Below are 25,299 nucleotides of genomic sequence, written 5' to 3' on the forward strand. Positions count from 1 at the left end.
AGGGTGATCACAAATGGCATTCACCGAAATCATGGTGTTACTCGACTTCTAATTTTATTAAAAACAGAGGCAAGTGTCAAGTCTCTCATCCTCTGAATGAGAGGAAAATATCGTGCAATAGATGTGGAAAAATAGTATGATAGAAGAAAGCGCTTTTTAATTGGTACTTCAGGACTATTGTTAGTGAGTGAAGGAGAGCCTATGAGTGAACTTCGCAGTATACAAGAGCATAGTCGCGCAGAACACTTTGACGTGTTTCTTCGGCAAGGCTTTATACTTTCTGACAACTTTTCTTACGAGGGTTTGCAGGCAAACCCAAACTTACACCAAGTATTTGAAAACTGGAATCAGCAATTCGGTCCGAACATGCTGCCTTCGCATACCGCGCTGTTGTGCGTTAATGAGCATCTGTGTGTAATCGGCTCTTGTTCGAACGAGACGCCTTTGATAGGCAATTACCTGCAACCAGGTATCTCGTGGAAAGTGGCAGATCAGGGTGATAATCCGTTTGCCCGTTGTGAAAGTACAGGTCATTTGCAATTGATGAATGGTGACGACTGGCACGTGCGAGAACTTAAAGCGTATTTGATTGCTGTAACGCCAGTTTTGGATAACTATGGAAAAATCCAGTTTTATTTAGGTCTTTTTTCCCAATCTCGTATAAATATGGAAAATTTAGCGCATTTGCTATATAGTCTTGCACTTTCCTTTCAAAGTTCCATCCACAATGTGGAGGAACGTAGAAAGTATGATCGTTTAAATAATCTTCATCATTTGAAGGAATTGGAATCCAAGAAGCATGTCATTCTTTTTGAAGCATCGAAGAGACTCCTTGCGAAGATAGATGTACATTCTGTTTTGACAGAAGTTATTGATTGTCTGGGGCGGGTATACCCCAACACGCGTGTTGATTTACTTCTTTCCCAAGATAATGATTCAACGAATTTGTCCGTTAAGCCTTTGAATTTCCAACGGACAGAGTCCGATATTCGAACGCGAGCTTTCATGGAAGGTCAAGTCATTTTTGAGCCAACCATTAGGGGGAGTGCTTCAAGCTCGGGCAACATCGCAGCACCTTTATCGGGGAAACAAGGCGTGTATGGTGTTCTGTACATGGAGTTCACGAATGAACTAATTGATGAGTCGGATTTACAATTTATTTCGCTGTTGGCGGACTCTGCCGGTACAGCTTTCGAAAATGCGAAGCTGTACGAGCAATCGAATCTGATGATTAACGAATTGCGCCTCATTAATGAGATTACCAAACAGCTTAATCAAAGTTTACGTCTAAATGAAATTTTCAATTCAGCGTCTAGTGAAATTTTAAGTATTTTTGGTGCTGATTATAGTTGTATCCTTCAAAACACCAAAGATAGTGATCAACTTATTGTTCAAGCTACGAACTTACCTGCCATGTTTCATGAGACATTTACACTTGATCAAGGTTTCTCAGGACTGATCTACTCAACTAAAGAACCGATCATTATTTCCGATTATTGGAGTAATGATAAAGTGCATTCTATCCTAATGCAGCGAACGAATTCTCGCTCACTTATTGGTTCACCCATTCTTGTAAACGGTAACGTAGAAGGGGTAATCCTCATTGTGCATCGTTTGCCCAACTTCTTCTCTTATGATAATTATAAGCTCTTGCAAGTGCTCTCCAGCCACATTGGACTAGCGATGACGAACGCCTCTTTGCATGCCGAAGTGAAGCGAATGGTAATTACGGATAATTTAACGGGCCTTTATGCTCGGCATTATTTGGATGAACAAGCGAATCTGATGCAGAAGAAAGATTTCTGTGGGTCACTTATTGTTGTTGATATTGATAACTTCAAGAAAGTGAATGATACCTATGGTCACCAAATTGGTGATAAAATTCTTATTCATGTCAGCCAGATCATCAAGTCCAGTATTAGAGAGGTGGATATCGCGGCTAGATGGGGTGGAGAAGAGCTTGCTGTCTATTTGCCTCAAGTGTCTAAGGATCAGGCGATTCGGATTGCAGAGCGCATTCGGAGGCGTGTAATGGAAGAGACACTGCCTCAAGTTACGGTGTCCTGCGGCGTATCGGATTGGAATTGGGAAGAGGATAGGATAAGTGTTGAGTCACTCTTTTACCGTGCAGATATGGCGCTTTATCAGGCCAAACATAGTGGCCGTAATCAAATTCAAATCGGTTGACGCATATTGGTGCTTGTCTTCGGACAGGCACTTTTTTCTTTACCACAGTAAGTTTTCGGTTCCCGAAAAGTCTTTCTGTTGGCGTTAAAGCCAACATCTAAACGCGGTTGTTCTTCTTTGATTGGTCTCGATAGAGGATTTTTCCAATCAGGTAGGTGAAGTGGAGATTACATTTGCATGATTTGCATGTATCCAGTTGAACGTATTTCTCCATCTAGTAGGTATTGATGAAGGATAACGATCACCTGTTTGCTCTTCCTGAACCTGTTGTAACATGTTACAATGATTTGGTCTAAGGGAGGATGGTCGAATTTTGTCGGCATTTAAAAGTAAACGTACAGGACTACTTATTTGTATTTTTATTGTGCTCGTTGGCTTGCTATATTTCTTCTTCTTTAATCCTATAGGCATTAAACTTGCACATAGTAATATGCGGCAATTGTCCGGACATCTAAGAGACATCGGCTGGCCTGGTAAAATAATTGGAATGAGTTTGATTTTCTTCCAAACCTTCTTTCCGTTTATTCCCTTTGTTCTCGTAGCAGGTACTAACGTTGCGATATTTGGAATAAAAATGGGATTTCTTGTGAACTATGTGATGTCGTGCTTGGGAGCCGTTGTTTCCTTTTATTTTGCACGTTATTATGGACATGCTTGGGTAGAAAAGAAACTGGAACGGTTTCCGCTCGTTACGCAATTTAGTAAGCGGATGGAAAGGCACGGCTTTTTCTATGTACTAATCGGACGCTTGATTCCGATATTGCCATCTTCTGCAGTTAACTTCTCGGCAGGTCTAACTCGAATGAGATTTCGGCATTTCTTATGGGGCACATTATTGGGGAAACTTCCAATCGTATTCCTGGAGTCAATGATCGCGCATGATCTATTTCATTTTCAGCGGTACAAGGGAAGATTACTATTATTGCTTGGGATATTGGTCTTGTTAGTATTCCTAGGAAATAGTGTGAAGAGGGCACTAGCGCCTAAGACGAAATAAAGGGCTTACATGGAGAATGCAGGAAATTTTGTAGTTGCTTTCCCTTCCTATTCCAAGTTATCATAGAGGAAGCAAGACGACCAACTCATTACGCAACTATAATGGAGGAATGAAATATGCCAAGTGCCAATAATGCAGCAATTGTTGAGATTTCCCAAACAGCGAATAAATTCAGATCATCTATCGTTCTTCAATATGACAATAAGTATATCGATGTGAAAAGTATCCTTGGCTTGTTTACGACTCTTCTTAGCTCCAGCAACTATGATTTGCATGTTCATGGACCGGATGCTGAAGAAGCGAAAACAGCTATGGCTGAAGTATTTGCGAAGCATAATCTAGGCGTAAACGTCGTTCAAGATTAGTTTTGAATCGCGAGAAGGTATTCTCAGAATCTCTGAGGGTACCTTCTCTTGTATATTACGGCAATTTCGCTTAATATAGATCATATAAGGACGGATGACTTTGCGTATGGGGGGAAGTTGGGAATGTCTTCATCTGATTTATTGCTGGATATGAATCAAAAGGCGCTTAATCTTCTTCAAGAAGATGCAGATAAAATCGAAAAGCTGATCGAAGTTCAGATGGAAAACTTGACGACACGTCAATGTCCACTTTACGAAGAGGTATTAGATACGCAAATGTACGGACTATCGAGAGAAATTGATTTTGCCATTCGAGCGGGACTGATCTCCGAAATACCAGGCAAACAAATTCTCAATAAGCTTGAACGTAATCTTGCGCAGCTGTATGAAGCGTTGAACAATAAAAAGTAACCCCGAGGGGTTACTTTTTTTGTTTGTCATTTGTGCAATTAAACTAAGAAGAATACGACACCAAGGATGATATAGACGAACAAGAGAAGAAGTCCTTCATACCAGTTCGTAGATCCATCCTGCGTGATGGATTTGGTAATGAAGACGGCGACGCCGATAGCTGCGATCTCATAGGTGGTAAAGACAATGTTCATGGGTGTACCACTGATGAAGAAGCTGAGAAGGATGAGCACTGGCGCGACGAATAGGGCGATTTGTAAAGAGCTTCCGACCGCAATTTCCACGGCTGCGCCCATTTTATTTTTCATAGCCATCATGACCGCGGCACTATGTTCTGCTGCATTTCCGATAATAGCAATGAGGAATGCGCCGACAAACAGGTCAGATAAGCCGAATTTGCCTTTAACTTCCTCTATGGTTCCTACTAACCATTCACTTGTAAAGGCCACCATGGCAGTCGCTACGATGAGGAATATAATCGAGGTGCCTTTGGACCATGCAGCTTCGCCATGTTCAATGGCTTCATCAGACAGCACACTTTTATGAGTAACCATCGAGAAGAACAGCCAGAGCAGGTAAGCTACGATGAGGACAATTGCTACAATCATACTCATGGAGGATGTTTCGTCAGTTGTCAATCCGCTGGCAAATATCGCAGGAATGAAGAGTGCAACAACACCCAGAATCATCAGTGAAGAATTATGAGACGCTAACTTAACGTTAAAGGATTGCTCTTTGAACTTTAACCCTCCTGCAAATAAGCTGAGTCCAAGAACGAGCAACAAGTTCCCGATGATGGCACCAGTTAGACTGGCTTTGACGACTTCGAACAACCCATCGCGGACTAAGAAGAAGGCAATAATGAGCTCAGCTGCATTCCCGAAGGTTGCATTGAGGAACCCGCCCATTCGGTCTCCCGCATAATGTGCAACGCTTTCTGTTGCTTTTCCTAAGAATCCAGCCACAAAAACGATGGCGATACAAGCGATTACGAATTGCAGAGTTGTATCCTGGTGCGTATAATGCGCGATGCCGGCTGCTATGAATGAGACTAACAAGCCAATGTAGAATAATTTTCCTTTCAATGGGAACCCTCCGACTCAAATATATTGGGAATTTTTACTTCTTTTAATATACCTACTTTGCGTAATATTGTAAATTAAAATGGATACGAGCAGGCAGTTCTTGCTTTAAGCTTTTGTTCTTATTACAATAGATTTATACCAAGTTTAGGGAGTGATCCGTATGTCCGAAGACAATCAAACCGGCTTAATTCGAATTTCTGATGACGTAGTATCGACAATTGCAGGGCTTGCAGCCTTGGAAACAGCAGGCATCGCGGGCATGTCAGGTGGTATCTCAGAAGGCTTAGCTAAGCGTTTAAGTGGTAAGAATGTGCAGCGCGGTGTTTCTGTTGAGGTAGGACAAGTTGAAGCAGCGATTGATTTACGAGTGATCGTTAAATATGGCTCCCGAATTCAAGATGTTTGTAGAGATCTCCAAGAGAACGTTCGGGAAGCCGTTGAAAATATGACGGGTTTAAATGTTGTGGAAGTCAACGTGAAAGTAGAAGGTGTCGCTTTCACCGAAGAAGAAACAGAAGATCAGCTACGAGTGAAATAAGCCCCATAAAAAAAGACCCTATCGACGTTATATTATGTCGATAAGGGTCTCTTTTTATGGGGTTTCTGTGCTTTTTGTGAAGCTGGTAATTCTTTGTAGGATTGTTCACGAGAAATCCCGAGTATAACCCCCATACTGATAAGAGAAACCATCATAGAGGAGCCGCCTGCTGAGATGAAGGGCAATGTTACACCTGTAAGTGGAATGGTATTGGTGACGCCGCCGATATTAATAAAGGCTTGTATAGCGAACATGACCATGATTCCTACTCCGGATAACATGCCGAACATGTCTGGACAGCGAACTGCAATGAGAATCCCTCGCCAAATGAAGATTAAATAGATCAGAAGGAAGAGAGAGCTGCCAATAAATCCGAGCTCTTCGCCTATAATTGCAAAGATGAAATCGTTATGTGCTTCTGGTAAATAGTGAAGCTTCTGAATACCTTGTCCGAATCCGGCGCCAGTTAACCCGCCATGCCCGAATGCGTATAAGGATTGCACAACTTGTAAGCCAGAGCCTTGCGGATCAGCGAACGGATCCATGAATGATGTTATTCGATTGAGTCTAAAGTCAGAGTCAGTGTTACCGAATACTAAGTACAAGAGAATTGCAATACCAATAAAAATCGTAAGAATAGTTCCAAGATAAAAAATATGCTTGAGATTAGAACCTCCGACCATGATGACAATGGCTGAGCACGCTAAGAGAATCATACAGGAACCGAAATCGGGCTGTAGGAGGATCAAACCGCACACGAAGCCTACGATCAAGATGGCAGGGAGTAATCCTTTACGAAAACTTCTGAACTTCTCTTCTTTATTACTAATCAGCGAGGCTAAGTAAAGAACAACAATTAATTTGGCAAACTCCGTCGGTTGTATCCCATATCTGCCAAGTGAGTACCAGCTGCTCGCCCCATTCGCTTTACTCGTAAAGACGACGAAGATTAGGCCGAGTACAATGAAGAAGAAAGCAGGGATAACGAGCTTCTTTAACTTCGTGTAATGGAGATTCATGCAAAATAACATGCCAATCGTGCCGATCCCGACAGCAACTATCTGCTTTCTCGTAAAGAACCACGGGTCGTCCCACCGATAGGCACTTGTCATTGAACTTGCGCTGAACACCATAACTAAACCAAAACAGACTAACACAAAGGTTAATAAGAGCAGCAGAAAATCCGGCGTTCCTCTTCGAGGGGGATTCATGCTGATTCCTCGCCTAGTCTGCTAATAATTGTTGCAGTTGGTCTAATTTTTGTTTTGAAATCTTAAGTACGTTCTCTGGGATTGGAGAATCGTAGTCCAAGCCATGTGGGAACGTTTCTTTGCCTATGTAAGCTTCCTCTAGATATAATACCGCGTAGGGAGATTCTAGCTTACCTGTTTCTACGCGTGCATTAACACGTAAGAAGTAAACAGCTTTGCTTGCTTTATCTTCCATTTTAAAATCGTAAGTAGCACGGGTGTATTCCCATTGCCAACGTACGAAACCAAGTTTAGTTGTTACTTCGTCCAAGTGAGCCAAATCGCTTTTTAGGCCTTTTAAGCCAGCTGCTTCAATAATCAATTTTAACGCCTCCATATATTGTACGTATGCATTCTTTTCTCATGATAGTATGTTTCTAATGGTTCTGCAAGTCGATTGCCTTCTGTAAATTCTAATATTTGATGGCACTTTAGAGATGAAACCGTGATTGATATTTGATAGAATAGGTTTCAAGAGATCATTTTAGATATATAGTTAGGTGATCACGCCTTAGGAGGTGGATGAACTTATGAATCATTTTCATGAAGATCTCCAAGCCATTTATGAAGAAATGGTGGGCTGGAGACGTTATTTACATCAGCATCCTGAGCTTTCCTACCATGAATACCAGACAGCAGAATTTGTTGCGAAGCATTTGCTAAGCTGGGATATTGAAGTGCGTACTGGCGTAGGCGGGAATGGTGTTGTTGGTTTGCTTCGCGGCAACGGTGAGGGACCGACGGTTGCTCTGCGTGCAGACATGGATGCTCTACCCATTCAGGATGAGAAGAACTGTGACTATACATCAACCAAGAACTGGATTATGCATGCCTGTGGACATGATGCACATACATCAACTTTGCTTGGGATTGCCAAAGTGGCAAGCATGCATCGGACGGAGATCAAAGGTAATCTGGTTTTTCTATTCCAGCATGCTGAAGAAATTTCACCAGGTGGAGCTGACTCGATGATCAAAGAAGGAGCCCTGGACGGTGTAGATGCTGTATTCGGCGTTCACTTATGGACACCGTTCCCGGTGGGTCATGTTTACACGCGATCAGGGCCTTTTATGGCCGCGCCAGATGAATTCACCATTCGCATCCAAGGGAAAGGCGGACATGGCGGATTGCCTCACCAAACGATTGATAGCGTGTATGTCGCCTCGCAATTAGTCGTTAATCTGCAATCGATTGTGAGCCGTCAAGTTGATCCTGTTGAGCCTTGTGTGGTCAGTGTAGGCTCGTTCCATGGAGGGACTAGCTTCAATGTAATTGCTGAAACGAGTGTACTTAACGGGACTGTACGTACCTTCAATCCAGAATTAAGACAAGAAGTGAGAACACGCATGGAGAGGATCGTACGTGCTACTTGTGAAATGTCGCAAGCAACCTACGAGCTGGAATATAAACTAGGATATCCAACTGTAATCAATGATGCTAACGAAGCGGCTCGTTTCTTTCAAGTAGGCGCTGCTTTGTTTGGTGAGGAAGCGGTACATGAATCCCCTCTTATTATGGCCGGAGAAGACTTTTCCTATTATTTGCAAGAGAAGCCAGGCTGCTTTATGTTCGTAGGTGCTGGTAATGCGGAAGCTGGTATCGTATATCCTCATCATCACCCGAAGTTTGATATAGATGAAAGATCTATGCTGAACGCAGCGAATTTACTCCTGTCTATGGCCTTGGATTATATGGCATGAATGCCCGCGGTTCTTTGGTGAAAGCTAATGTAGCAATTATTTGTTGTTGCTTACCATGACACCAAGGAGGATGATGAAATTGTCAGATAAACTAGTGAAGGACATTATGAGTAAAGACTGCGTAACGGTTACCTTACTGGATAATGTGTTCGAGATTGCTTTGAAAATGAAACAACATGACATTGGATTTGTTGGGGTTCTCGATGGGGATACCTTCATAGGCGGTGTGACGGATCGGGATCTTGTTATTCGAGGCTATGCCGAGAAGCATTCAGGATCAACGGCTGTTGAAACGGTTATGACGAAAAATATGATCACTGTTGATCCCAATACGTCTGTTGAAGAAGCAGCGAAAGTCATGGCGCAAAATCAAATTAGGCGATTGCCAGTTGTCGAAAAAGGTAATCTTGTCGGGATTGTAGCTATTGGTGATTTGGCAGTAAGAGGCAGTTTTGAAGACGAGGCTGGCGAAGCGCTAAGCCGAATTTCGCAAGAACGCACACTTGTGGGAAGTCATTAAACAAACCCATCCTAAATATTTAGCAGCTTTCCCAAATTCTGTGGGAAGGCTGCTTTTTTTCTTTAATACTCTTTACGAGGTATATCTATGTAAGCGATAATTATATCGAAATAGTGAAGGGGGTCCGTATAGTAAAGATGAACACGTTTGAGGAAAAGGCTTCTATGGGATTTATCATTCTAGATTCAAACTGGCATTTTATATACGCAAACGATTATGGTGCAAGTATTTTAAATCGATCACCTGAGGAACTAATTGGTAAAATGGCTTGGTCTGAGTTTCCTGATGCTATTCGGCATGCTTCCTACAGTAATTTTCATCAAGCTCGGAAAACTGGTAAAGAAACTTCATTCAAAGAATATGTAAGGCCATCCAATCAATGGATACATGTTAATGCCTTTCCTGGTGGTGAGAACTTACATATTACTATTCGTAAAACAGAGATGCTTGAAAATCATTTTGCCATGGAAACCGATCTCAATCAAAAATACACAAACTATGTTCAAGATCTCATTACATTGACATCAGAAGATGGCATGCTGCATTATGTTTCGCCCTCGATAAAAAACCTTTTAGGATATGAACTAGAGGATATGTACGGTGCGAGTGTATTGGCTTTTTGTCACCCAGAGGATATCGATGCGCTGAAGGAGATTTTTATCAACGTAACAGCGTCTGCTTCGAATGATCAAGGAATAATAACTTGTCGTTTCCTTCATAAAAAGGGTTGGTATGTATGGTTAGAAAACAATTTCAAGTGGTTATGGGACGAGCAAGGTAAACGTACTCAGAATTTAGGGATTTGGCGTGATATATCTGAACGTAAGATGGTTGAAGAGCGGTTCGTACAGGCACAACGTTTAGGTCAATTCGGTAGTTTTGAACGAGAGTTGGATGAAGATTCGATTGCGTGGTCGGTCGAAATGTTCCGAATACATGGGCTTGAACCTGCTGAAAGAATTGATTTGTGTAAAGCGACTGAGCCCATTCTCGTAGATGACCGTGAGAAAGTAGCGCTCGCGATTAAGCGCGCAATTCTGGTTGGAATGTCAGATATAGAATACAAAATTACAAGACATGATGGCGATATTCGCCATTTGCGTTCCCAAATTGAGCGAGTGGTTTTAGAGGGGGGGCGAATGGCCGTGCGTGGATTGGTTCATGATATTACCATTCACAAACGAATAGAGCATGAGTTGATCCAAAGCAAAGCTAAATTGGAAATCGCACAAGAAATTGCAGGTTTAGGCCATTATGAGTGGGATACCATCCATAACGTGGTGTATATATCAGAGGAATTGCACGCGTTATTTGGTTGTAAGAATGATGTGAAACAGATGCCTATTGAGGATCTTCTTGAGAGTATTCACCCCGATGACCAGATGAAATCGAAAACGGCTATCAAAAATGCGCTTCATCAGGGCACATTAGACCTCGTCTATCGAATTGTAATTAGAGACGAAATACGCTTCTTACATACCCTAGCAAGAACGACGTATGACGAGTGGGGAAGAGCGCTGTGTTTATTCGGAACCGTTCAGGACATTACGGTTCAGAAGCAGACAGAGGAGCTGCTTCGTAAAACGGAGAAATTACATGTTGCTGGCCAATTGGCGGCTGGTATCGCACATGAAATTCGCAATCCGCTGACAGCGCTGAAGGGTTTTGTGAAACTGATGTGCCATGCGAACGATGCGAGTAAGCTGCGATATTATCACATTATGCAAGAAGAATTTAATCGGATTGAGCTGATTCTAGGCGAGCTTCTGATTCTTGCGAAGCCGCAAGCCATTGCTTACATGCCGCATGATCCAGTAACAATACTTGATGAAGTCATTCAATTGTTAAATACGGAAGCCATCATGAATAATGTAGAAATTATACTCATTGCCAATACGATTCTTCATTCTGTCAATTGTGAGCGGAATCAAATCAAGCAAGTTTTTGTCAATGTGATCAAAAATGCGATTGAAGCGATGCCATCAGGCGGTATACTGACCATAACAGCGCACAATCAAGCTAACGGCGTCAAATTGCAGTTTGTGGATCAAGGCCAAGGTATTTCCGAGGAAAGACTGCCGCGGATAGGTGAACCATTTTATACGACAAAGGAAAAAGGGACAGGGCTTGGTATGATGGTGAGTTTTACAATTATTGAAGAGCACCACGGTGAGATCCGATATCAAAGTAAGCTAGGCGTTGGAACGACGGTCACTATTCAATTACCAGCATCTGCACAGTAAACTTGGTCTCAAATGTGTGTAACTGTCAAAGTTCGCAATAAGGTAGTCAATCTGCGACAAGATGCCTCCTCTTAAATATGCTAAAGTGAAAACGTGCTTAATAATTGTGAATCTGACAAGAAAAAGGTGACGTACAGTGGAGAAAGTAAGGATTGGTATCGTTGGTCTAGGTAACATGGGAACTGGACATGCCAAATATTTAGTGAAAAATGAAGTCAAGGGCGGCGTTCTTACCGCTATTTGTGAACCGCGAGCAGATCGTCTAGAGTGGGCAAAGGAAAATCTTGGTGAAGGTGTCAAGCTTTTTGACAATCTTGATGATTTTCTGGCTTCTGGCTTGATTGATGGGGTTTTGATCGCAACGCCTCACTATGATCACCCTGAAACAGCTGTACGTGCTTTCCAAGCAGGCCTACATGTAATTTGTGAAAAGCCGGCTGGCGTGTACACCAAACAAGTGCGTCAAATGAATGAAGCAGCAGCAGCTTCAGGTAAAGTATTCAGCATGATGTACAATCAACGTACAAATCCTCTATATAAAAAATTAAAGGATCTGGTTTCTTCTGGTGAACTAGGTGAGATTCGCAGAACGAACTGGATTATTACCAATTGGTATAGATCACAAAGCTATTACGATTCAGGCGGCTGGCGTGCAACTTGGGCTGGAGAAGGCGGCGGTGTACTTATTAACCAAGATCCGCATCAACTGGACCTATGGCAGTGGACGATTGACATGATGCCCAAGCGTGTTCGCGCGTTCTGTTATTTCGGGAAACACCGCAATATCGAAGTTGAAGATGATGTAACTGCCTTCGTTGAGTATGAGAATGGAGCAACAGGTTTGTTCGTGACGACAACAGGGGAAGCACCAGGAACGAATCGTTTCGAGTTGTCCGGTGATCGCGGTAAAATTGTCGTTGAAGATGGCAAATTGACATTCTGGCGTTTGCGTGTTTCCGAAAGAGAATTCAATGAAACGTACAAAGGCGGATTTGGTCAACCAGAGTGTTGGAAATGTGAAATCCCAGTTGAAGGTAAAGAAACAGGCCATATGGGAATCACACAGAACTTTGTTGATGCGATTCTTCATGGAACACCATTGATTGCTCCTGGAGCAGAGGGAATTAAAGGTTTAATGATTTCTAATGCGATCATGCTGTCAACGTTCACAGACAACTGGGTTGATCTGCCGATTGATGAAGATCTTTTCGAACAGCATTTACAAGAGAAAATCAAAAATTCCAAATCAAGCAAAGAGGCAGGCTCCTTTAAAACACTTGATGTCTAAGATCACGGGGGAAATTCGATATGCAAAAGAATGATGGCATGAATTATGCGCCAAAAGGGAAACCGAACCTTGTTGTTCAAAAAGGGGAGTTCACCTTTGCGGTAATTGCGTTGGATCATGGTCATATTTATGGTATGAGTAACGGACTTCTAGAGGCCGGCGCTGAACTCAAATGGGTGTACGATCAAGACCCTGCGAAAGTAGCGGCATTTGTCGCGAAGTTTCCTCAGGCTCAAGTTGCAGCTTCAGAAGAGGAGATTCTTCATGATCCAGAAGTGAAGCTTGTCGCTTCCGCTGCTGTACCTTCTGAGCGTGGTCCTTTAGGGATTCGTGTAATGGAGCATGGCAAGGACTATTTTACGGATAAAACCCCATTTACTTCGCTGGACCAGCTTGCTGCTGCGAAGGCCGTAGTTGAAGCTACAGGACGTAAATATGCCGTGTACTATAGTGAGCGACTCCACGTGGAAAGTGCCGTTTTCGCGGGTCAGCTGATTGAGGAAGGCGCGATTGGTCGCGTAGTTCAAGTTATTGGCTTAGGCCCTCACCGTTTGAATGCCCAAAGCCGTCCGGAATGGTTTTTCGAAAAGGATAAATACGGCGGTATTCTATGTGATATCGGCAGTCATCAAATCGAGCAGTTCCTCTTCTATTCGGGCTGTAAAGATGCGACGGTCGTTAGCAGTAAAGTAGCGAATTATCATGCGAAGGACTATCCGGAGCTTGAGGATTTCGGTGATGCGACACTGATTGGAGACAATGGAGCGACGAATTATTTCCGTGTAGACTGGTTGACACCTAGCGGCCTAGGGACATGGGGAGACGGACGGACGTTGATTCTCGGCACAGAGGGCTATATCGAGATGCGTAAGTATATTGATATTGCTCGTGATCCACAAGGGGATCAGTTGTACCTGGTCAACCAACAAGGAGAAAAGCACTACAGTCTTCATGGACAAGTAGGCTTTCCTTTCTTCGGTCAGTTGATTTTGGATTGCATCCATCGTACGGAAACTGCCATGACACAAGCGCACACGTTTAAAGCGGCAGAACTGTGCTTGATTGCCCAAGCGAAAGCTGTTCGTGTGGAGTAGATGTACACATCAGCTGGATGAAGTTTTGCATCGGTACAGATAATTGTCGTTTGGCATGATAGCATAATTGCACATTCAATTTAAAATTCGGGTAGTTCAGCGGTAATATCGCTAACTGCCCGTTTTGTGTTTCCGTCGTAACGGTCGTTCTCGGCAGTAAGCAGAGGCCGAGCCCGTGCATGGCGCATTTTTTGATCGTTTCATAATTATTGATCTCATAGGTGAGTGTATACTGCACATTATGCTTACGCAGCATCGTTTCAAATAATTTCCGGCAACGTCCTCCTGAGATAGACATCAGAATTTCTGCGCCAGTGAGATCCTCCGGTATAATAGCCGATTTCGCGGCTAAGGGGTGATCAGGTGCTGCCACAATGACAAATTCCTCTTCTTGTATCGTCTTATAGATTAAATCAGGATCGCTCAGTTCCTTGTCGACGATGAATCCTAAATCGCATTCGCCAGCCTTGAGCGCGCGTGACGTATCATTTTCCAACAATTCATTTATGGTGATCGTAATGTTTGGATAGCACTTCTTGAACGCTCCAAGGAACGGTGGCAGCATATAAGAGAAGAGGGTTGTTTCGTGCGTGCCAATCATGAAGCTTCCTGTCGTTTGACCAGTCACATTGATTTTGGATTCCTCGTATAGCTTCAAAATCTTCGCAGCATACCGCAGCAGGATTTCCCCCGCAGGCGTTGGTCTCATCTTTTTATCGATGCGCTCAAAGATTTCAACCCCGTATTCGATCTCTAGCTTTTGAATTTGGGAGGTCACACTTGACTGAGCGTAGCCCAATTTTTCAGAAGCCTTCGTAAAGTTTTGCCATTTCGCTACTTCGAGCAGTGTTTTATATAAGGTAAGATCCATCTGAATGCACTCCTCAACCATCACTATTTTCGATTGAAACGATCAATTTTTATAGATAACTCTGGTACTTCTTGCCATGTTAAAATCAATTCCAACCAAAGGATGGGGGGAATTACCATGTGGAACTTATACGACATAGAGAAAAAATTTGAGGATCATGTGAAAGATGTTGAAGCGCGCGCGAGGAAAGCACATTGGTACACGAAAGAGGTGAAAGTTGGTGTGCGTCCTGGCGTTATTGCAAGTTGGGTTTCTTTATTTGCCATCGTTATTGTCGGGATTATCGCTGCATATGAACTCTTTTGAGATACGTTAGCATGGAGTCCATGTTTAAATCAAGTACTTTCCCTTCATACTAAAGGAAAAAGGAGGGAATATGCGATTGACTATGGATCCTTCAAAGCCTCTGATCGTTCAGAGCGATTTATCTATCCTCCTCGAAACGAATCATCCTGAATTTGACAAGCTCCAAGGTAAGTTGGCTCGCTTTGCAGATTTAGTGAAAAGTCCTGAACATCTTCACACCTATCGGGTTACTCCGCTGTCTTTATGGAATGCAGCTGCAGCAGGCATGGGGTTGGAAGAAATGACATCTTGTTTGCAGCAACATGCCAAATTCGGTGTACCTTCGGCTGTTCTAAGCACGATTCGCAAATATACAAAGCGCTACGGGATTCTACGCATGCTGCATGTGGGGAAGGAACTCTTCTTGGTAAGCGAGGATACCGTCGTTTTCAAAGAAATTTGCGCCTATGAATCCTTGCAAAAATATCTCAAGGATGCCCGTGGTGAGCGGGCTATTGCCATATCGCCGAGCTATCGGGGGATTCTGAAGCAAGAATTAATGAAGCTCGGCTATCCTGTGGAGGACCTAGCTTCCTACCGCAGCGGCGAATTTCTGAAGATTCCTTGGCGAGATGAAGATCAGATGGATGAACCTTTCCAGTTGCGTGATTATCAAAAGCAAGCCGTAGATGCTTTTCAACAGGTTGGTCATGGCGGGAGCGGTGTTCTAGTACTTCCTTGCGGAGCGGGTAAGACGGTGGTGGGAATCGCCGCAATGGCGCAAGCAAGTTGTGCAACATTGATCCTTACTTCGAATGTCACGTCAGTGAAGCAATGGAAGCGCGAAATATTAAGTAAGACGGGTCTAACGAGCGATCAAGTCGGTGAGTATAATGGCACCACGAAGGAGATTAGGCCCATCACCATTGCCACTTATCAAATCCTAACGCACCGTGGGAGCAAGGAAGCTGAATTCTCCCATTTTCGCTTATTTAGTGAGAGGGAGTGGGGTCTTATCATTTATGATGAGGTTCACCTTCTGCCTGCCCCCATTTTTCGTGCGACGGCTGAGATACAAGCCACGCGCAGGCTCGGTTTAACAGCTACGCTAATCAGGGAAGATGGCTTAGAGGGGGATGTATTCTCGTTGGTCGGGCCCAAGAAGTATGATATGGCATGGAAGGAGCTTGAAACGATGGGCTGGCTCGCCAAGGTGACCTGCCAAGAGGTGCGAGTACCTTTGTCGATTTCAGACCGTGATCGTTACCATGCGTCAGAAGCTAGGCACCAGTTCCGGATTGCAGGGGAGAATACAGCGAAGCTTGAGGTCATTGATCATTTGCTGAAGCTTCATCCGGATGAGCCGACTTTAATTATCGGTCAGTATATCGATCAACTTGAAGAGATTGCAGCACATACAGGTGCTCCTATGATTTGCGGCAGTATCCCGCACGAACGTCGAGAAGAGCTTTATGAGCGTTTTAAAAAAGGGCAGCTTCCACTGCTTATTGTTTCCAAAGTGGCAAATTTCGCTGTCGACCTCCCCGATGCAGCGATCGCAATTCAAGTTTCGGGAAGTTATGGTTCGAGGCAAGAAGAAGCACAACGTCTGGGGCGTATTCTTCGGCCGAAGCGAAATAGTGAAAATACAGCAGTCTTCTATTCACTCGTTAGTGAGGACACGAAAGAACAGGATTTCGCAATGAAGAGGCAGCTCTTTCTCGTAGAGCAAGGCTATCAATACGAGATTACAAGCTGGAATCAAGCGTTAAGATAAGGAGGTAGGCATCGAAATGAAGTACGAGCATGTGGAAAGGAAAATGCCGGTTTCGTTAAAGGATTCCATTGTAAGACAACCGTGGTGCTCTGCGCTTCGTACCTCAGGGGAGTCTTTAGGTGAGATTCTTACGCTTCCTATTCACTTAGCTGAACTCTATCGTGAGCTCTCGTCCGATGAGAAGCGTACCTTGCGCCTGGTGATGTCAACGTTCGGCTGTCTGCCTTTTACTAGAGAGGGGTTGGAGAAGGAAGCTATGCTCCAAATGGCAGGAGCTCAAGTCAGTTTGGGGCTATGGGGACTTCGTCGCTATGGTGTCATTATTGCTTTCCGCAAATCATGGGGAGACCAGTTGTACACGCTGCCTGAGGATGCATTCGCTGGTTGGCAGAGCCTAGTATTTCCTACCTCATGGCCTCCTAATGACCGTGGTGTAGAGGAGGAGTTCAACGATCTTGGAGACCGCATGGCAGATATAGATGATGGTGTCTCTTCGAATCCACGGGGATTAGCGCAGCAATTGTTTCATTGCATGGTCAGCTGCTCGCGGCAGTCCGAACTTTCCCTTACGAATAAAGGAACCTTACATAAGAAGCAGCTGCACAAGATTACTGAACATGTAAGTTTACCCGCAAGAATTCTTACACTATCAGGACTTACTTACGCGTTCACAGACGTTTATGACGAGCCTGCCGCGTTGATGCTTGAAATGGCCATGCGGATGGGCTTTCTCTATAAGAATGAAGCAGGCAACCGTCTGCAGTTCCATTATCGACATTTCGAGAGTTGGCTACAAAGTCCATATGAACACCAACAAGCGCAATTGTATCGTATTTGGCGACAGGCCTTAATTCCCGCGCCAGTATGGCTAGAGCATGGGATCGCATTTATGGAAAGGGCAACTGCCTTGCAGTGGTACAGCTTATCGGAGTTGTTACAAGCCATTCTCACTTGCTGTTCGATTGCACATAAATCGATGGATGAGGAGGCTCTTCGTCAGGAAATGATGGCAGCCTGGATCAGACCATTATCTATATTTCGTTTTGTCGACTTGTCGGAAGATCAGGAGGGGCAGCTTTGGTTCATGTGGCTGATAACGCCTACTTTGCGTGCAGGGGAGAGTTCTGACTCTCCTATCGAACTTTCTCTTCAAACCGAACCTTCTCTATATGTTCAGCCCGATTTCGAAGTGCTTTTACCACCCAATGCTTCTCTGCGCTTAGAGTGGGAAGTAGCAGCATTTGCTGATCTGCAGAACGCTGATCTCGTACGTACCTATCGTTTGACTAAAGAAAGCTTTGGACGCGCGTTAGATCATGGTCGGAGGAGTGCTGACGTGATTCAAGTTCTGCGAGATCATGCTTATTATGAGGTTCCAGAAGGAGTGATCATCACGTTGCAACAGTGGGAGGAGCAGAAGGACAGGCTCTACCTAACGGATGTGACTCTGCTTCGCTGTCAATCGAATGAAGTTGCGGAAGCTTTGCTACGGAATGAGAAGTGTCGCAACCTGCTCGGAGAGCGCATAGGAGAAACCAATTTTATTATTTCTCGCACACATGTTAAACATCTGACGAAATGCTTGGAAGCGATGGGTTTCCATCCCAATCCAAGTCTAATTACGAATTTATCAAGCGATGAAGAGCTGGAGACCCCATCATCGACGGAACCAGTACTAGGCCTTTGTTACTCTAAAGATACGATTCAATTATATGAAATTGATCCGTATTTGCCGCAGCGGGAGGATTTATATCCAGATATGCAGCAAATTCCTATGAGTTGGATTAAAGAGCTACGTGACTATCATATCTCTACACGGAAGGATATGATCCGTAAAGCGATCGAATGGAAAAGTGTGCTGCAGTTGAGAAAAGAAGGACACGATTGCTTCATTATCCCCCGCATGCTGCGAGAAGATCGAACAGGTTGGATTCTGGAGGGTTGGAGAGAATATGAGGAGATTGCTTGGACCAGCGAGGATTGGAAAGAGATGAAGCTCATATTACCAGGAATCAACGATGGGTCTGTGAGAGAAAAGGGAGAAACTCTTGGCGAACTGTGATATGATAGAGGTGTTATAGACTTTTTCGCGAGGAAGGATGAGGCTGTCGTAATGTTACAAACAATGGAAACTGAAACACTGGATATGTCGGCTATCCTTATGCAGGCCTACGATATGGGTGATATGATTAATTCTTCTGCGGAAGTTGCAGATTATTTATATTGGAAGACCGAGGTTGAGAGCAGCAGAGAAGTGAAAGATTTGCAAGCTGTTTTTGCTAGGAAGAAAGATGCGTTTGAGGAGTGCGAGCGTTTTGGGCATTACCATCCGAGCTATCACGATGCATTAAACGCTTTGAATGAGGTGCAAGAGAAGCTCCTAGCTATTGAGGCTGTTCGCAAGTACAAAGAAGCTGAGGATCGCTTGGACGATTTGTTATTCACCGTTTCAACGACGATTGCCCACGCGGTATCAGATTCCATTAAAGTGCCAAGCAATAACCCCTTGCCAACCGGCAAAGGCTGCAGCTCCGGTGGAAGCTGCAGTGGGAATTGCGGTTAATGTAAGGACGACTTCGTGATCAGAAACTCCGGTTTTCAGCACCGAGAAGATTGAAAGAAGCTAGGAAATGAGGAGCGGAGCGTAGTGTAGCTATGTGAGCACCGGAAGTTCCGGCTGAATTCAATCTTCGATGTCGAATAATTTTCTTGGGTTACCTCGTGATTAAAAGCGTCCTTACAGGCAGAAATCGGGGCGGATGCTTCCGACCTCGGTTCCTTGCCAGTTGTGAACGGCAGGTGTATGGAATTCCTTGAGCTCACTGATCTCGGTTTCCGAGAGATAGCCTAGCTGCTTTAAAGCCTCAGTGACCGCGGGATACAAGGCACGAATGTTTCCATCTTCTACCTTTAAGACTAAGCCAATGGCTTGATCGGGTATGGAGAGGGCGAAGATTCCTTCAGCGCCCATTTTGCCTATGACTCGGCCCTTTGTTACCTCGATTAATCGCGTATCGAAGCGATCGCTTCCTGCGAGGAATTGAGGATATTTTCGCACAGCATTGACAATTCTCTGGCAAGCGTTTGCACGCTGAGCAGATAGCCCTTCAGGGCTGCCCAATCGTGCAAAAGCGAGTGCGAGATGATTGATCGGCATCCCAAAAACAGGGACGCCACAGCCGTCAATTCCGAGCTCTATTTGTTCCTTGGGCATATCTGACATGGCGCTCACAGCAGCTAACATTAAGTTCTGAACCGGATGCTCTGGGCTCATGTAGGTATCTGGTGAAGCTCCTAGATGGCTGCTTAGAGATAGCATACCCGAATGTTTGCCCGAGCAATTGTTGTGTAAAGTTGACGGGGACTCTCCCTGCTCACGCATCGCCTGTGCGGTTGGCGCATGGTACGGTTCATGTGCACCGCATTGCAGATGCTTGGCATGATACCCTAGCTTGCCCAGGATGCCTCGGGCCGTGCTCACGTGCACAGCTTCCCCATTGTGGGAAGCGCAGCACAAGGCAATTTCGGCCTCTGTCAGGCCGAAATGATCAGCCGCGCCGGATTCAATGACCGGCAAGGCTTGAATCAGCTTCGCGGTTGAACGGGCGAAGGTGAGCAGGTGCGGATCGCCTGCACTGTGCAGGAGCGTTCCTTGGTTATCAACGACAGCAAGGTGGATGCGATGTATACTTTCTGTTATATTCCCGCGAGAAACGCGGACAATAGTGTCTGATGGCTTCATGTTGTGAGATCACTCCATACTAGGATTATTGAAAAGAGGTTGCAATCATGATGATTGAGCGAAGCGGATTAATCATTTGGGTAAACGATATCAAAGCCGCCAGAAATTTGGAGCGGTTCGGTTCCCTTCATTACATATCCAAAAAAATGAATTATGCAGTTCTTTATATACATGCGAGCAAATTGGAAGAGACCACACGCAGTCTGCTTAAGCTGCCTTACGTCAAGAAGGTAGAGAAATCTTATCGTAATGAAATTCCAACGGAATATAGTAGTGACGTTCCTGACAAAACTAGATTTTACACGCTTTGAGGCTGCAGTGCAAAATGAAAGCTTCGTGAGAAGCTTTTTTCTTTTTTTTATATCCACATTGACCTGGGGCGCTCCTGCTGAATGACTTTGTTAGAAGTTTTCTCAATTTTCCGAAAATTAGGCATAGTTTGTTGTCTTCATAAATACTTATTAATAATTTTATATATTCTTCCATGGGAAAAAAAGTTATAATACAGTAAAATATAACTTACAGAACTTCTGGGAGTAGGTATTCGGTCCCATTAAAATAGGAAAGGGGATGTGATCATGAAAGATAAGGTTATGGGGAGATGGAGTACTTACGAACCATTCTTCGTACAGCTAGGTGATAAGAAAGTGGCGGATATCGTGATCACGAATCATGCTAAGCTGCGATGGAGCGATCGTATTTCTAGCGATAACAATTCACTCGAGGAAATCTGCGCGTTTCTTTGGGAGAAGCTTAAAAATGATTGCATGGTCCCTTATTATCGGAACGAAGAAGACGTCTATCTCATTGATGATGATTTGGTGGTAGTGGCGGAATTCTCCCATTTGGAGCATGAGACGGACCTTGTAGGCAATCCTCTACACAAAATGATCATCGTTACCTTTCTTGGCAAAATGTCAGAAACCATGGAGCTGCGCGATCTGAAATCGTACTATTCCTGGTTGAGGCACTCTCGTCGTATGACCTTAATTAAGAATAGTCGCAAACGGCGTTAATCATGTCATGGAGCAGAGTATGTCTGGAGCTAGGCAGACATACTCTTTTTTTGTCGTCTTGATGGACTGTACGTGTTCGATTTCATATAATGGAGCAAAGAGAGGCGGTATATCATGGCACTTAATTTTCATCAATTACACATTTTCTATACCGTAGCGGAGAAAGGCAGTTTCTCACATGCAGCCGGTGCGTTACATATGACACAACCTGCCGTGACGATGCAGGTGCAGTCACTTGAGGATTACTTTGGCGTGAAGCTCTTTCATCGCAGCACCAAGAAGATCGAACTGTCCGAGGCAGGACGAGCTTTGCTGCCATTTGCCAAAAATAGCATCGAGCTTATTCGGGACACCGATGTCGCGATGTCGAAATTTACAATGATGATCGAAGGGCGGCTTCAACTTGGCGCCAGCTTAACGATGGGGGAGTACATTTTACCTCGGCTTCTGGGCCCATTCAGTAAGGACTACCCGAACATCTCCGTATCGATGAAAGTAATGAATACTGCGCAAATCCTGGATGAGGTACTCAGTCATCAACTCAATTTCGGTCTTGTTGAGGCGCCTATTCATCATCCGGACGTTCATACCGAACCGATCCTTAGCGACGAGTTGCGTCTAATTGTTCCTTCGGATCATCCGTTAGCGGATGCCCCGGTTGTTACTTTGGAAGAATTATTGAAGTACCCTTTTGTACTGCGAGAACAGGGCTCAGGCACAAGAAGAGTCATGGAGGAAGAATTCGCTCGCTGCAACATGGACTGTACTTCGATGAAGATCGTGATGGAGCTAGGAAGCACAGGAGCCATCAAATCGGCTGTTGAAGCGGGATTGGGGATTTCTATTCTTTCGCAATCATCCGTGAAGCATGAGGTAACGCTAGGCCTTTTTAAAGTGAAGAAAATCGAGAATATCGTGTTTGAGCGCAGCTTTTATGCGATTTATTTAAACTCGACCTTACTGCCTATTTCGGCCGTAAGCTTCATGACTTTCTTGAGACAAGAAGATTTAAGTCGTTTTCTATGAAAAAGGACGGGGATCGCATGGAAGCAGACTTACATTCACATACAACAGCTTCAGACGGGACGCAGTCGCCGAGAGCGAATGTCCAAATGGCTCTAGACGCAGGATTAGGTGCAATTGCGATTACTGATCATGATACGATTTCGGGGGTAGCGGAGGCACTTGCGGCAGGCTTGGAAATGGGCATTGTCGTTGTTCCCGGCGTAGAAATCTCAACGGTTGTCAGTGGCCAGGACATTCATATTCTGGGTTATTACATGAACATTGAGGATGAACAATTTCTACAACGCTTGTCGTCTTTACGTGAAACAAGGGATACCCGCAATGAGATGATTATTGCACGACTACAGGAGCTTGGTATCGACATTACGATGGAGGAAGTTCTCAAAGAAGTTGCAAATGTGAAGCGCAAAGGTGATACCGTTGGCCGACCACACATTGCTGCTGTGCTCTTGAATAAAGGCTATGTGAGTACGATCAAGGAAGCTTTCGATCGCTATTTGGCTACTGGTGCGGCTGCTTTCGCTAATCCACCTCGCATTGAGCCCGCAACGGCGATTGCTTGGATTCATGAGGCAGGCGGCAAAGCGGTGCTTGCACACCCCGGCGTTTATCACGATGATGCGCTAGTAGAGGTCATTACATCACAGGGATTAGACGGCATTGAAGTATATCATGCTGATCATTCGCCAGAAGATGAAGAAAGATATCGGCTTCTTGCAGAGCGTAAGGGGCTGCTGATCACGGCAGGCTCTGATTTCCATGGCGTACGCGGCGATACAGCTTTCCACGGGCCTATCGGCTCGAAACGCATCGGAATGGGTGTCGTGGAACTTCTACGGTCAAGCGTATGCTTCCGGAGCGAGTTTTGAGATTGCAATTCCACACTTCGCTTGCATGAGTTACTCAAAACTTTTAGAGCAGCGGTACTATGTCAAGACCCTAATTGGAAAAAATCTTGAAGGTCCGTTACTTTTTTAGGGGGTGAGCCTAAAAAAGAGCATACGACCCTAATTAGAGCAGCGGTACTATGTCAAGACCCTAATTGGAAAAAATCTTGAAGGTCCGTTACTTTTTTAGGGGGTGAGCCTAAAAAAGAGCATACCAAACTAAACCCACCCTACCTTAGAAGTTTGGAAATATTTTCTAACTTCTGAAATAATAGGTGGAATGGATGTGTAGGTTATGTCAAACCTGTTGTCGGATCACCTCCTTGGGTTCGTAGAGTCGGTTGGTTCGGAGCAGGTAATCGACCAACCGCACTAATTTACGAGCTGTTAGCGCAAGGGCACGTTTTTCGGCGTATTTGGCCGGCTCCGCTTTCTTCATACTGTAGTACTCCGCAAATACAGTGTCATGCACCTGAACACTTTTTGCGGCTTCTGTAAAGTAGTACTTCAGATAGCGGTTACCGGATTTAATAAGCCGAGATTCTACACCTTTAAAGTCGCCTGACTGGTTCTCAGTCCAAGCAAGTCCGCCATATTTGGCAAGTGCCATCTGGTTCGGAAAGCGCGAGATATCGCCAATTTCCGAAATCAGGCCTGCTGCGAAAATCGTAGCGATGCCAGGCACGGACGTGAGCGTCTGAGGAATGGTAGCCAGATGCTCTTCAATCGCCTTCTTTAGCGAATTCGCCTGTTCTTGAAGCGACCGAATAATCCGAATGTTGGAGGCCATCGCTAAGTTTACAGCGTCAGCCATCGCCTTAGGCAAACGGTAGGAAGAGCGTGCGGCTTTTTGTAGGGCTTTTGCGACTTCTTGTGGATTCTCGAAGCGGTTTTTGCCGCATTCGGCAACAAAGGCCATGAGATCATCGACGGACATGTTCACAATGTCCTCTACACTAGCAAACTCTTGAATGACTGCGAGACTCGTCGCCGACGTTTTTTTACCGAAAGGGCCACTTGAATAGCTGCTGAACTTTAAAAATAAGTTGGTCAGCAGGAAATTCGTCTCCCGTGTCAAAGTCTGTACAATGTGGTAGCGAGTTCGCGTGAGGCGTTGTAGGGCGGCCAGCGACTCACTCCACGTGTAGGCACGGGGTAGATGACCGGATCGGAGCTTAGCGGCGATGAACCAGGCGTCTACCCTGTCGTTTTTTGGGGCATCAAGAAAATGGGTCTTCTTGAACACCTTGATGAGACTAGGGTTAAAGACATAGACACTATGCTCAAACGGCGCGAAGCTAAGCACACTTTCCAAGTATCTGGCAAGGTGACTGGAATAGCAGCCTGTCGCTTCAAGTCCGAAGCGAATGTGCGTTAACTCGTGCTTTTGCATAAGTGACAAGATGCGCTCTTGTAGCGTCGTAACACCGGGCTCGTCATTTGAGACGGTAAAGCGACTTAGGGATTTGGCGTTATCGCCTTCTGGGAGGCAACAAATCACGTTTTTCTTACTGCTTACATCGATCCCGACAAATAAGATGTGTGGCATGGAATCACCTCCTTTCATAGAGAACTGGGTGTTTACAGTCCTGGGATGTCCTTGGAATTCTCTCCGCTAACAGCCTTGCGAGCTATAGGTATACACCACGGTTCATCGGTGCACGAACCTTCCTCTGCAATGCGGAAGGGATGAAATCGCGTGGGACACAGTCAGCGTGTAGGAAAAGACGGAAGAGGTCAAGGGAACACTCTAACTTGGAAGAAACCGATGATTCGGTTCAACAGGAGGAAAAGGAACATTCCCGTCGGTAACACCTAATGGCATTGTCCCAAAGACATCCCAAGATCGTAAACACCTTTTTAAAGATATTTCGTCCCGCTGGGACAGCTCCCGCGCCTTCGCTTGAGCTACGTCCACAACCGGTTGAAATTCATTTTTCAAAGAACAAAAATAAGAAAGAGCAATTTCCAATTCATTAAAGAATCAGGAACTGCTCTTAGCATACAAGGAGGAATT

General features: G+C 44.7%; 24 protein-coding genes. 18 read left to right on the forward strand and 6 right to left on the reverse strand.

Annotation, left to right across the window (positions count from 1 at the left end):
* Positions 1–201: 201 nt before the first annotated feature.
* The 4 genes from ASG89_RS29045 to ASG89_RS29060 all read left to right on the forward strand — a co-directional run bounded on the left by ASG89_RS29045 (position 202) and on the right by ASG89_RS29060 (position 3,960).
* Positions 202–2,187 carry a diguanylate cyclase gene (locus ASG89_RS29045; RefSeq protein ID WP_057314785.1) on the forward strand — a complete coding sequence of 662 codons (1,986 nt, stop codon included), beginning with the start codon at positions 202–204 and terminating at the stop codon, positions 2,185–2,187.
* Between the two features lie 313 nt (positions 2,188–2,500).
* Positions 2,501–3,184: a TVP38/TMEM64 family protein gene (locus tag ASG89_RS29050; RefSeq protein ID WP_235549967.1), complete on the forward strand. Its 684-nt coding sequence runs from the start codon at positions 2,501–2,503 to the stop codon at positions 3,182–3,184.
* A 116-nt stretch (positions 3,185–3,300) separates the two neighbouring features.
* Positions 3,301–3,549, forward strand: a complete 249-nt coding sequence (locus ASG89_RS29055) for an HPr family phosphocarrier protein (RefSeq protein ID WP_057314788.1) — start codon at positions 3,301–3,303, stop codon at positions 3,547–3,549.
* 123 nt (positions 3,550–3,672) lie between these two features.
* On the forward strand, positions 3,673–3,960 hold the full coding sequence (locus tag ASG89_RS29060) for a YlaN family protein (RefSeq protein WP_057314789.1): 288 nt from the start codon (positions 3,673–3,675) through the stop codon (positions 3,958–3,960).
* Positions 3,961–3,998: 38 nt separating this feature from the next.
* Here ASG89_RS29060 and cax read toward each other — a convergent pair whose 3' ends face one another.
* The gene (gene cax / locus ASG89_RS29065; protein ID WP_057314791.1) at positions 3,999–5,045 is read right to left on the reverse strand and encodes a calcium/proton exchanger; all 1,047 of its coding nucleotides are present in this window, start codon (positions 5,043–5,045) and stop codon (positions 3,999–4,001) included.
* A gap of 160 nt (positions 5,046–5,205) precedes the next feature.
* Here cax and ASG89_RS29070 point away from each other — a divergent pair, with 160 nt between their 5' ends.
* The gene (locus ASG89_RS29070; RefSeq protein ID WP_057314793.1) at positions 5,206–5,583 is read left to right on the forward strand and encodes an Asp23/Gls24 family envelope stress response protein; all 378 of its coding nucleotides are present in this window, start codon (positions 5,206–5,208) and stop codon (positions 5,581–5,583) included.
* 32 nt (positions 5,584–5,615) lie between these two features.
* On the opposite strand, the gene ftsW is transcribed toward ASG89_RS29070, so the two are convergent.
* Both ftsW and ASG89_RS29080 read right to left on the reverse strand, forming a co-directional pair.
* The gene (ftsW, locus tag ASG89_RS29075; protein ID WP_057314795.1) at positions 5,616–6,794 is read right to left on the reverse strand and encodes a putative lipid II flippase FtsW; all 1,179 of its coding nucleotides are present in this window, start codon (positions 6,792–6,794) and stop codon (positions 5,616–5,618) included.
* A 13-nt stretch (positions 6,795–6,807) separates the two neighbouring features.
* Positions 6,808–7,155 carry a YugN family protein gene (locus ASG89_RS29080; protein ID WP_057314797.1) on the reverse strand — a complete coding sequence of 116 codons (348 nt, stop codon included), beginning with the start codon at positions 7,153–7,155 and terminating at the stop codon, positions 6,808–6,810.
* Positions 7,156–7,363: 208 nt separating this feature from the next.
* On the opposite strand from ASG89_RS29080, the gene ASG89_RS29085 reads away from it, so the two are divergent.
* The 5 genes from ASG89_RS29085 to ASG89_RS29105 all read left to right on the forward strand — a co-directional run bounded on the left by ASG89_RS29085 (position 7,364) and on the right by ASG89_RS29105 (position 13,678).
* Positions 7,364–8,533: a M20 family metallopeptidase gene (locus tag ASG89_RS29085; RefSeq protein WP_057314798.1), complete on the forward strand. Its 1,170-nt coding sequence runs from the start codon at positions 7,364–7,366 to the stop codon at positions 8,531–8,533.
* Positions 8,534–8,603: 70 nt separating this feature from the next.
* Positions 8,604–9,053 (forward strand): CBS domain-containing protein, encoded by a 450-nt coding sequence (locus tag ASG89_RS29090; protein WP_082593679.1) that lies wholly within the window; start codon positions 8,604–8,606, stop codon positions 9,051–9,053.
* 137 nt (positions 9,054–9,190) lie between these two features.
* Positions 9,191–11,296, forward strand: coding sequence for a PAS domain-containing sensor histidine kinase (locus tag ASG89_RS29095; protein WP_057314800.1), 2,106 nt, complete (start codon positions 9,191–9,193; stop codon positions 11,294–11,296).
* A 136-nt stretch (positions 11,297–11,432) separates the two neighbouring features.
* Entirely contained in the window at positions 11,433–12,584 is a 1,152-nt protein-coding gene (locus ASG89_RS29100; protein ID WP_057314801.1) for a Gfo/Idh/MocA family protein, read from the forward strand.
* Positions 12,585–12,604: 20 nt separating this feature from the next.
* The gene (locus ASG89_RS29105) at positions 12,605–13,678 is read left to right on the forward strand and encodes a Gfo/Idh/MocA family protein (RefSeq protein ID WP_057314802.1); all 1,074 of its coding nucleotides are present in this window, start codon (positions 12,605–12,607) and stop codon (positions 13,676–13,678) included.
* Here ASG89_RS29105 and ASG89_RS29110 read toward each other — a convergent pair.
* Positions 13,623–14,549, reverse strand: coding sequence for a LysR family transcriptional regulator (locus ASG89_RS29110; RefSeq protein ID WP_057314804.1), 927 nt, complete (start codon positions 14,547–14,549; stop codon positions 13,623–13,625). The two genes, ASG89_RS29105 and ASG89_RS29110, sit on opposite strands and share 56 nt — an antisense overlap.
* A 117-nt stretch (positions 14,550–14,666) precedes the next feature.
* Between ASG89_RS29110 and ASG89_RS29115 the strand changes: the two genes are divergently transcribed.
* From ASG89_RS29115 to ASG89_RS29130, 4 genes are all read left to right on the forward strand, one after another.
* Positions 14,667–14,855, forward strand: coding sequence for a hypothetical protein (locus tag ASG89_RS29115; RefSeq protein ID WP_057314806.1), 189 nt, complete (start codon positions 14,667–14,669; stop codon positions 14,853–14,855).
* Positions 14,856–14,925: 70 nt separating this feature from the next.
* Entirely contained in the window at positions 14,926–16,611 is a 1,686-nt protein-coding gene (locus ASG89_RS29120; RefSeq protein ID WP_057314808.1) for a DNA repair helicase XPB, read from the forward strand.
* Between the two features lie 16 nt (positions 16,612–16,627).
* Positions 16,628–18,673, forward strand: a complete 2,046-nt coding sequence (locus tag ASG89_RS29125) for a helicase-associated domain-containing protein (protein WP_057314810.1) — start codon at positions 16,628–16,630, stop codon at positions 18,671–18,673.
* Positions 18,674–18,724: 51 nt separating this feature from the next.
* On the forward strand, positions 18,725–19,174 hold the full coding sequence (locus ASG89_RS29130; RefSeq protein ID WP_157276853.1) for a YlbF family regulator: 450 nt from the start codon (positions 18,725–18,727) through the stop codon (positions 19,172–19,174).
* Between the two features lie 174 nt (positions 19,175–19,348).
* Here ASG89_RS29130 and ASG89_RS29135 read toward each other — a convergent pair whose 3' ends face one another.
* The gene (locus tag ASG89_RS29135) at positions 19,349–20,353 is read right to left on the reverse strand and encodes an asparaginase (RefSeq protein ID WP_057314811.1); all 1,005 of its coding nucleotides are present in this window, start codon (positions 20,351–20,353) and stop codon (positions 19,349–19,351) included.
* A 47-nt stretch (positions 20,354–20,400) separates the two neighbouring features.
* Between ASG89_RS29135 and ASG89_RS29140 the strand changes: the two genes are divergently transcribed.
* From ASG89_RS29140 to ASG89_RS29155, 4 genes are all read left to right on the forward strand, one after another.
* The gene (locus ASG89_RS29140; protein ID WP_057314813.1) at positions 20,401–20,664 is read left to right on the forward strand and encodes a YlbG family protein; all 264 of its coding nucleotides are present in this window, start codon (positions 20,401–20,403) and stop codon (positions 20,662–20,664) included.
* A gap of 267 nt (positions 20,665–20,931) precedes the next feature.
* Positions 20,932–21,369, forward strand: coding sequence for a hypothetical protein (locus ASG89_RS29145; RefSeq protein ID WP_057314815.1), 438 nt, complete (start codon positions 20,932–20,934; stop codon positions 21,367–21,369).
* Positions 21,370–21,483: 114 nt separating this feature from the next.
* Positions 21,484–22,395: a selenium metabolism-associated LysR family transcriptional regulator gene (locus ASG89_RS29150; protein WP_057314817.1), complete on the forward strand. Its 912-nt coding sequence runs from the start codon at positions 21,484–21,486 to the stop codon at positions 22,393–22,395.
* Positions 22,392–23,264: a PHP domain-containing protein gene (locus ASG89_RS29155; protein WP_082593681.1), complete on the forward strand. Its 873-nt coding sequence runs from the start codon at positions 22,392–22,394 to the stop codon at positions 23,262–23,264. Before ASG89_RS29150 ends, ASG89_RS29155 begins: the two co-directional genes overlap by 4 nt.
* Before the next feature lie 316 nt (positions 23,265–23,580).
* Here ASG89_RS29155 and ASG89_RS29160 read toward each other — a convergent pair whose 3' ends face one another.
* Positions 23,581–24,831, reverse strand: coding sequence for an IS110 family transposase (locus tag ASG89_RS29160; RefSeq protein WP_057314818.1), 1,251 nt, complete (start codon positions 24,829–24,831; stop codon positions 23,581–23,583).
* Positions 24,832–25,299 lie beyond the last annotated feature (468 nt).

This window comes from Paenibacillus sp. Soil766, from assembly GCF_001428105.1.
Classification (GTDB): Bacteria; Bacillota; Bacilli; order Paenibacillales; family NBRC-103111; genus Paenibacillus_E.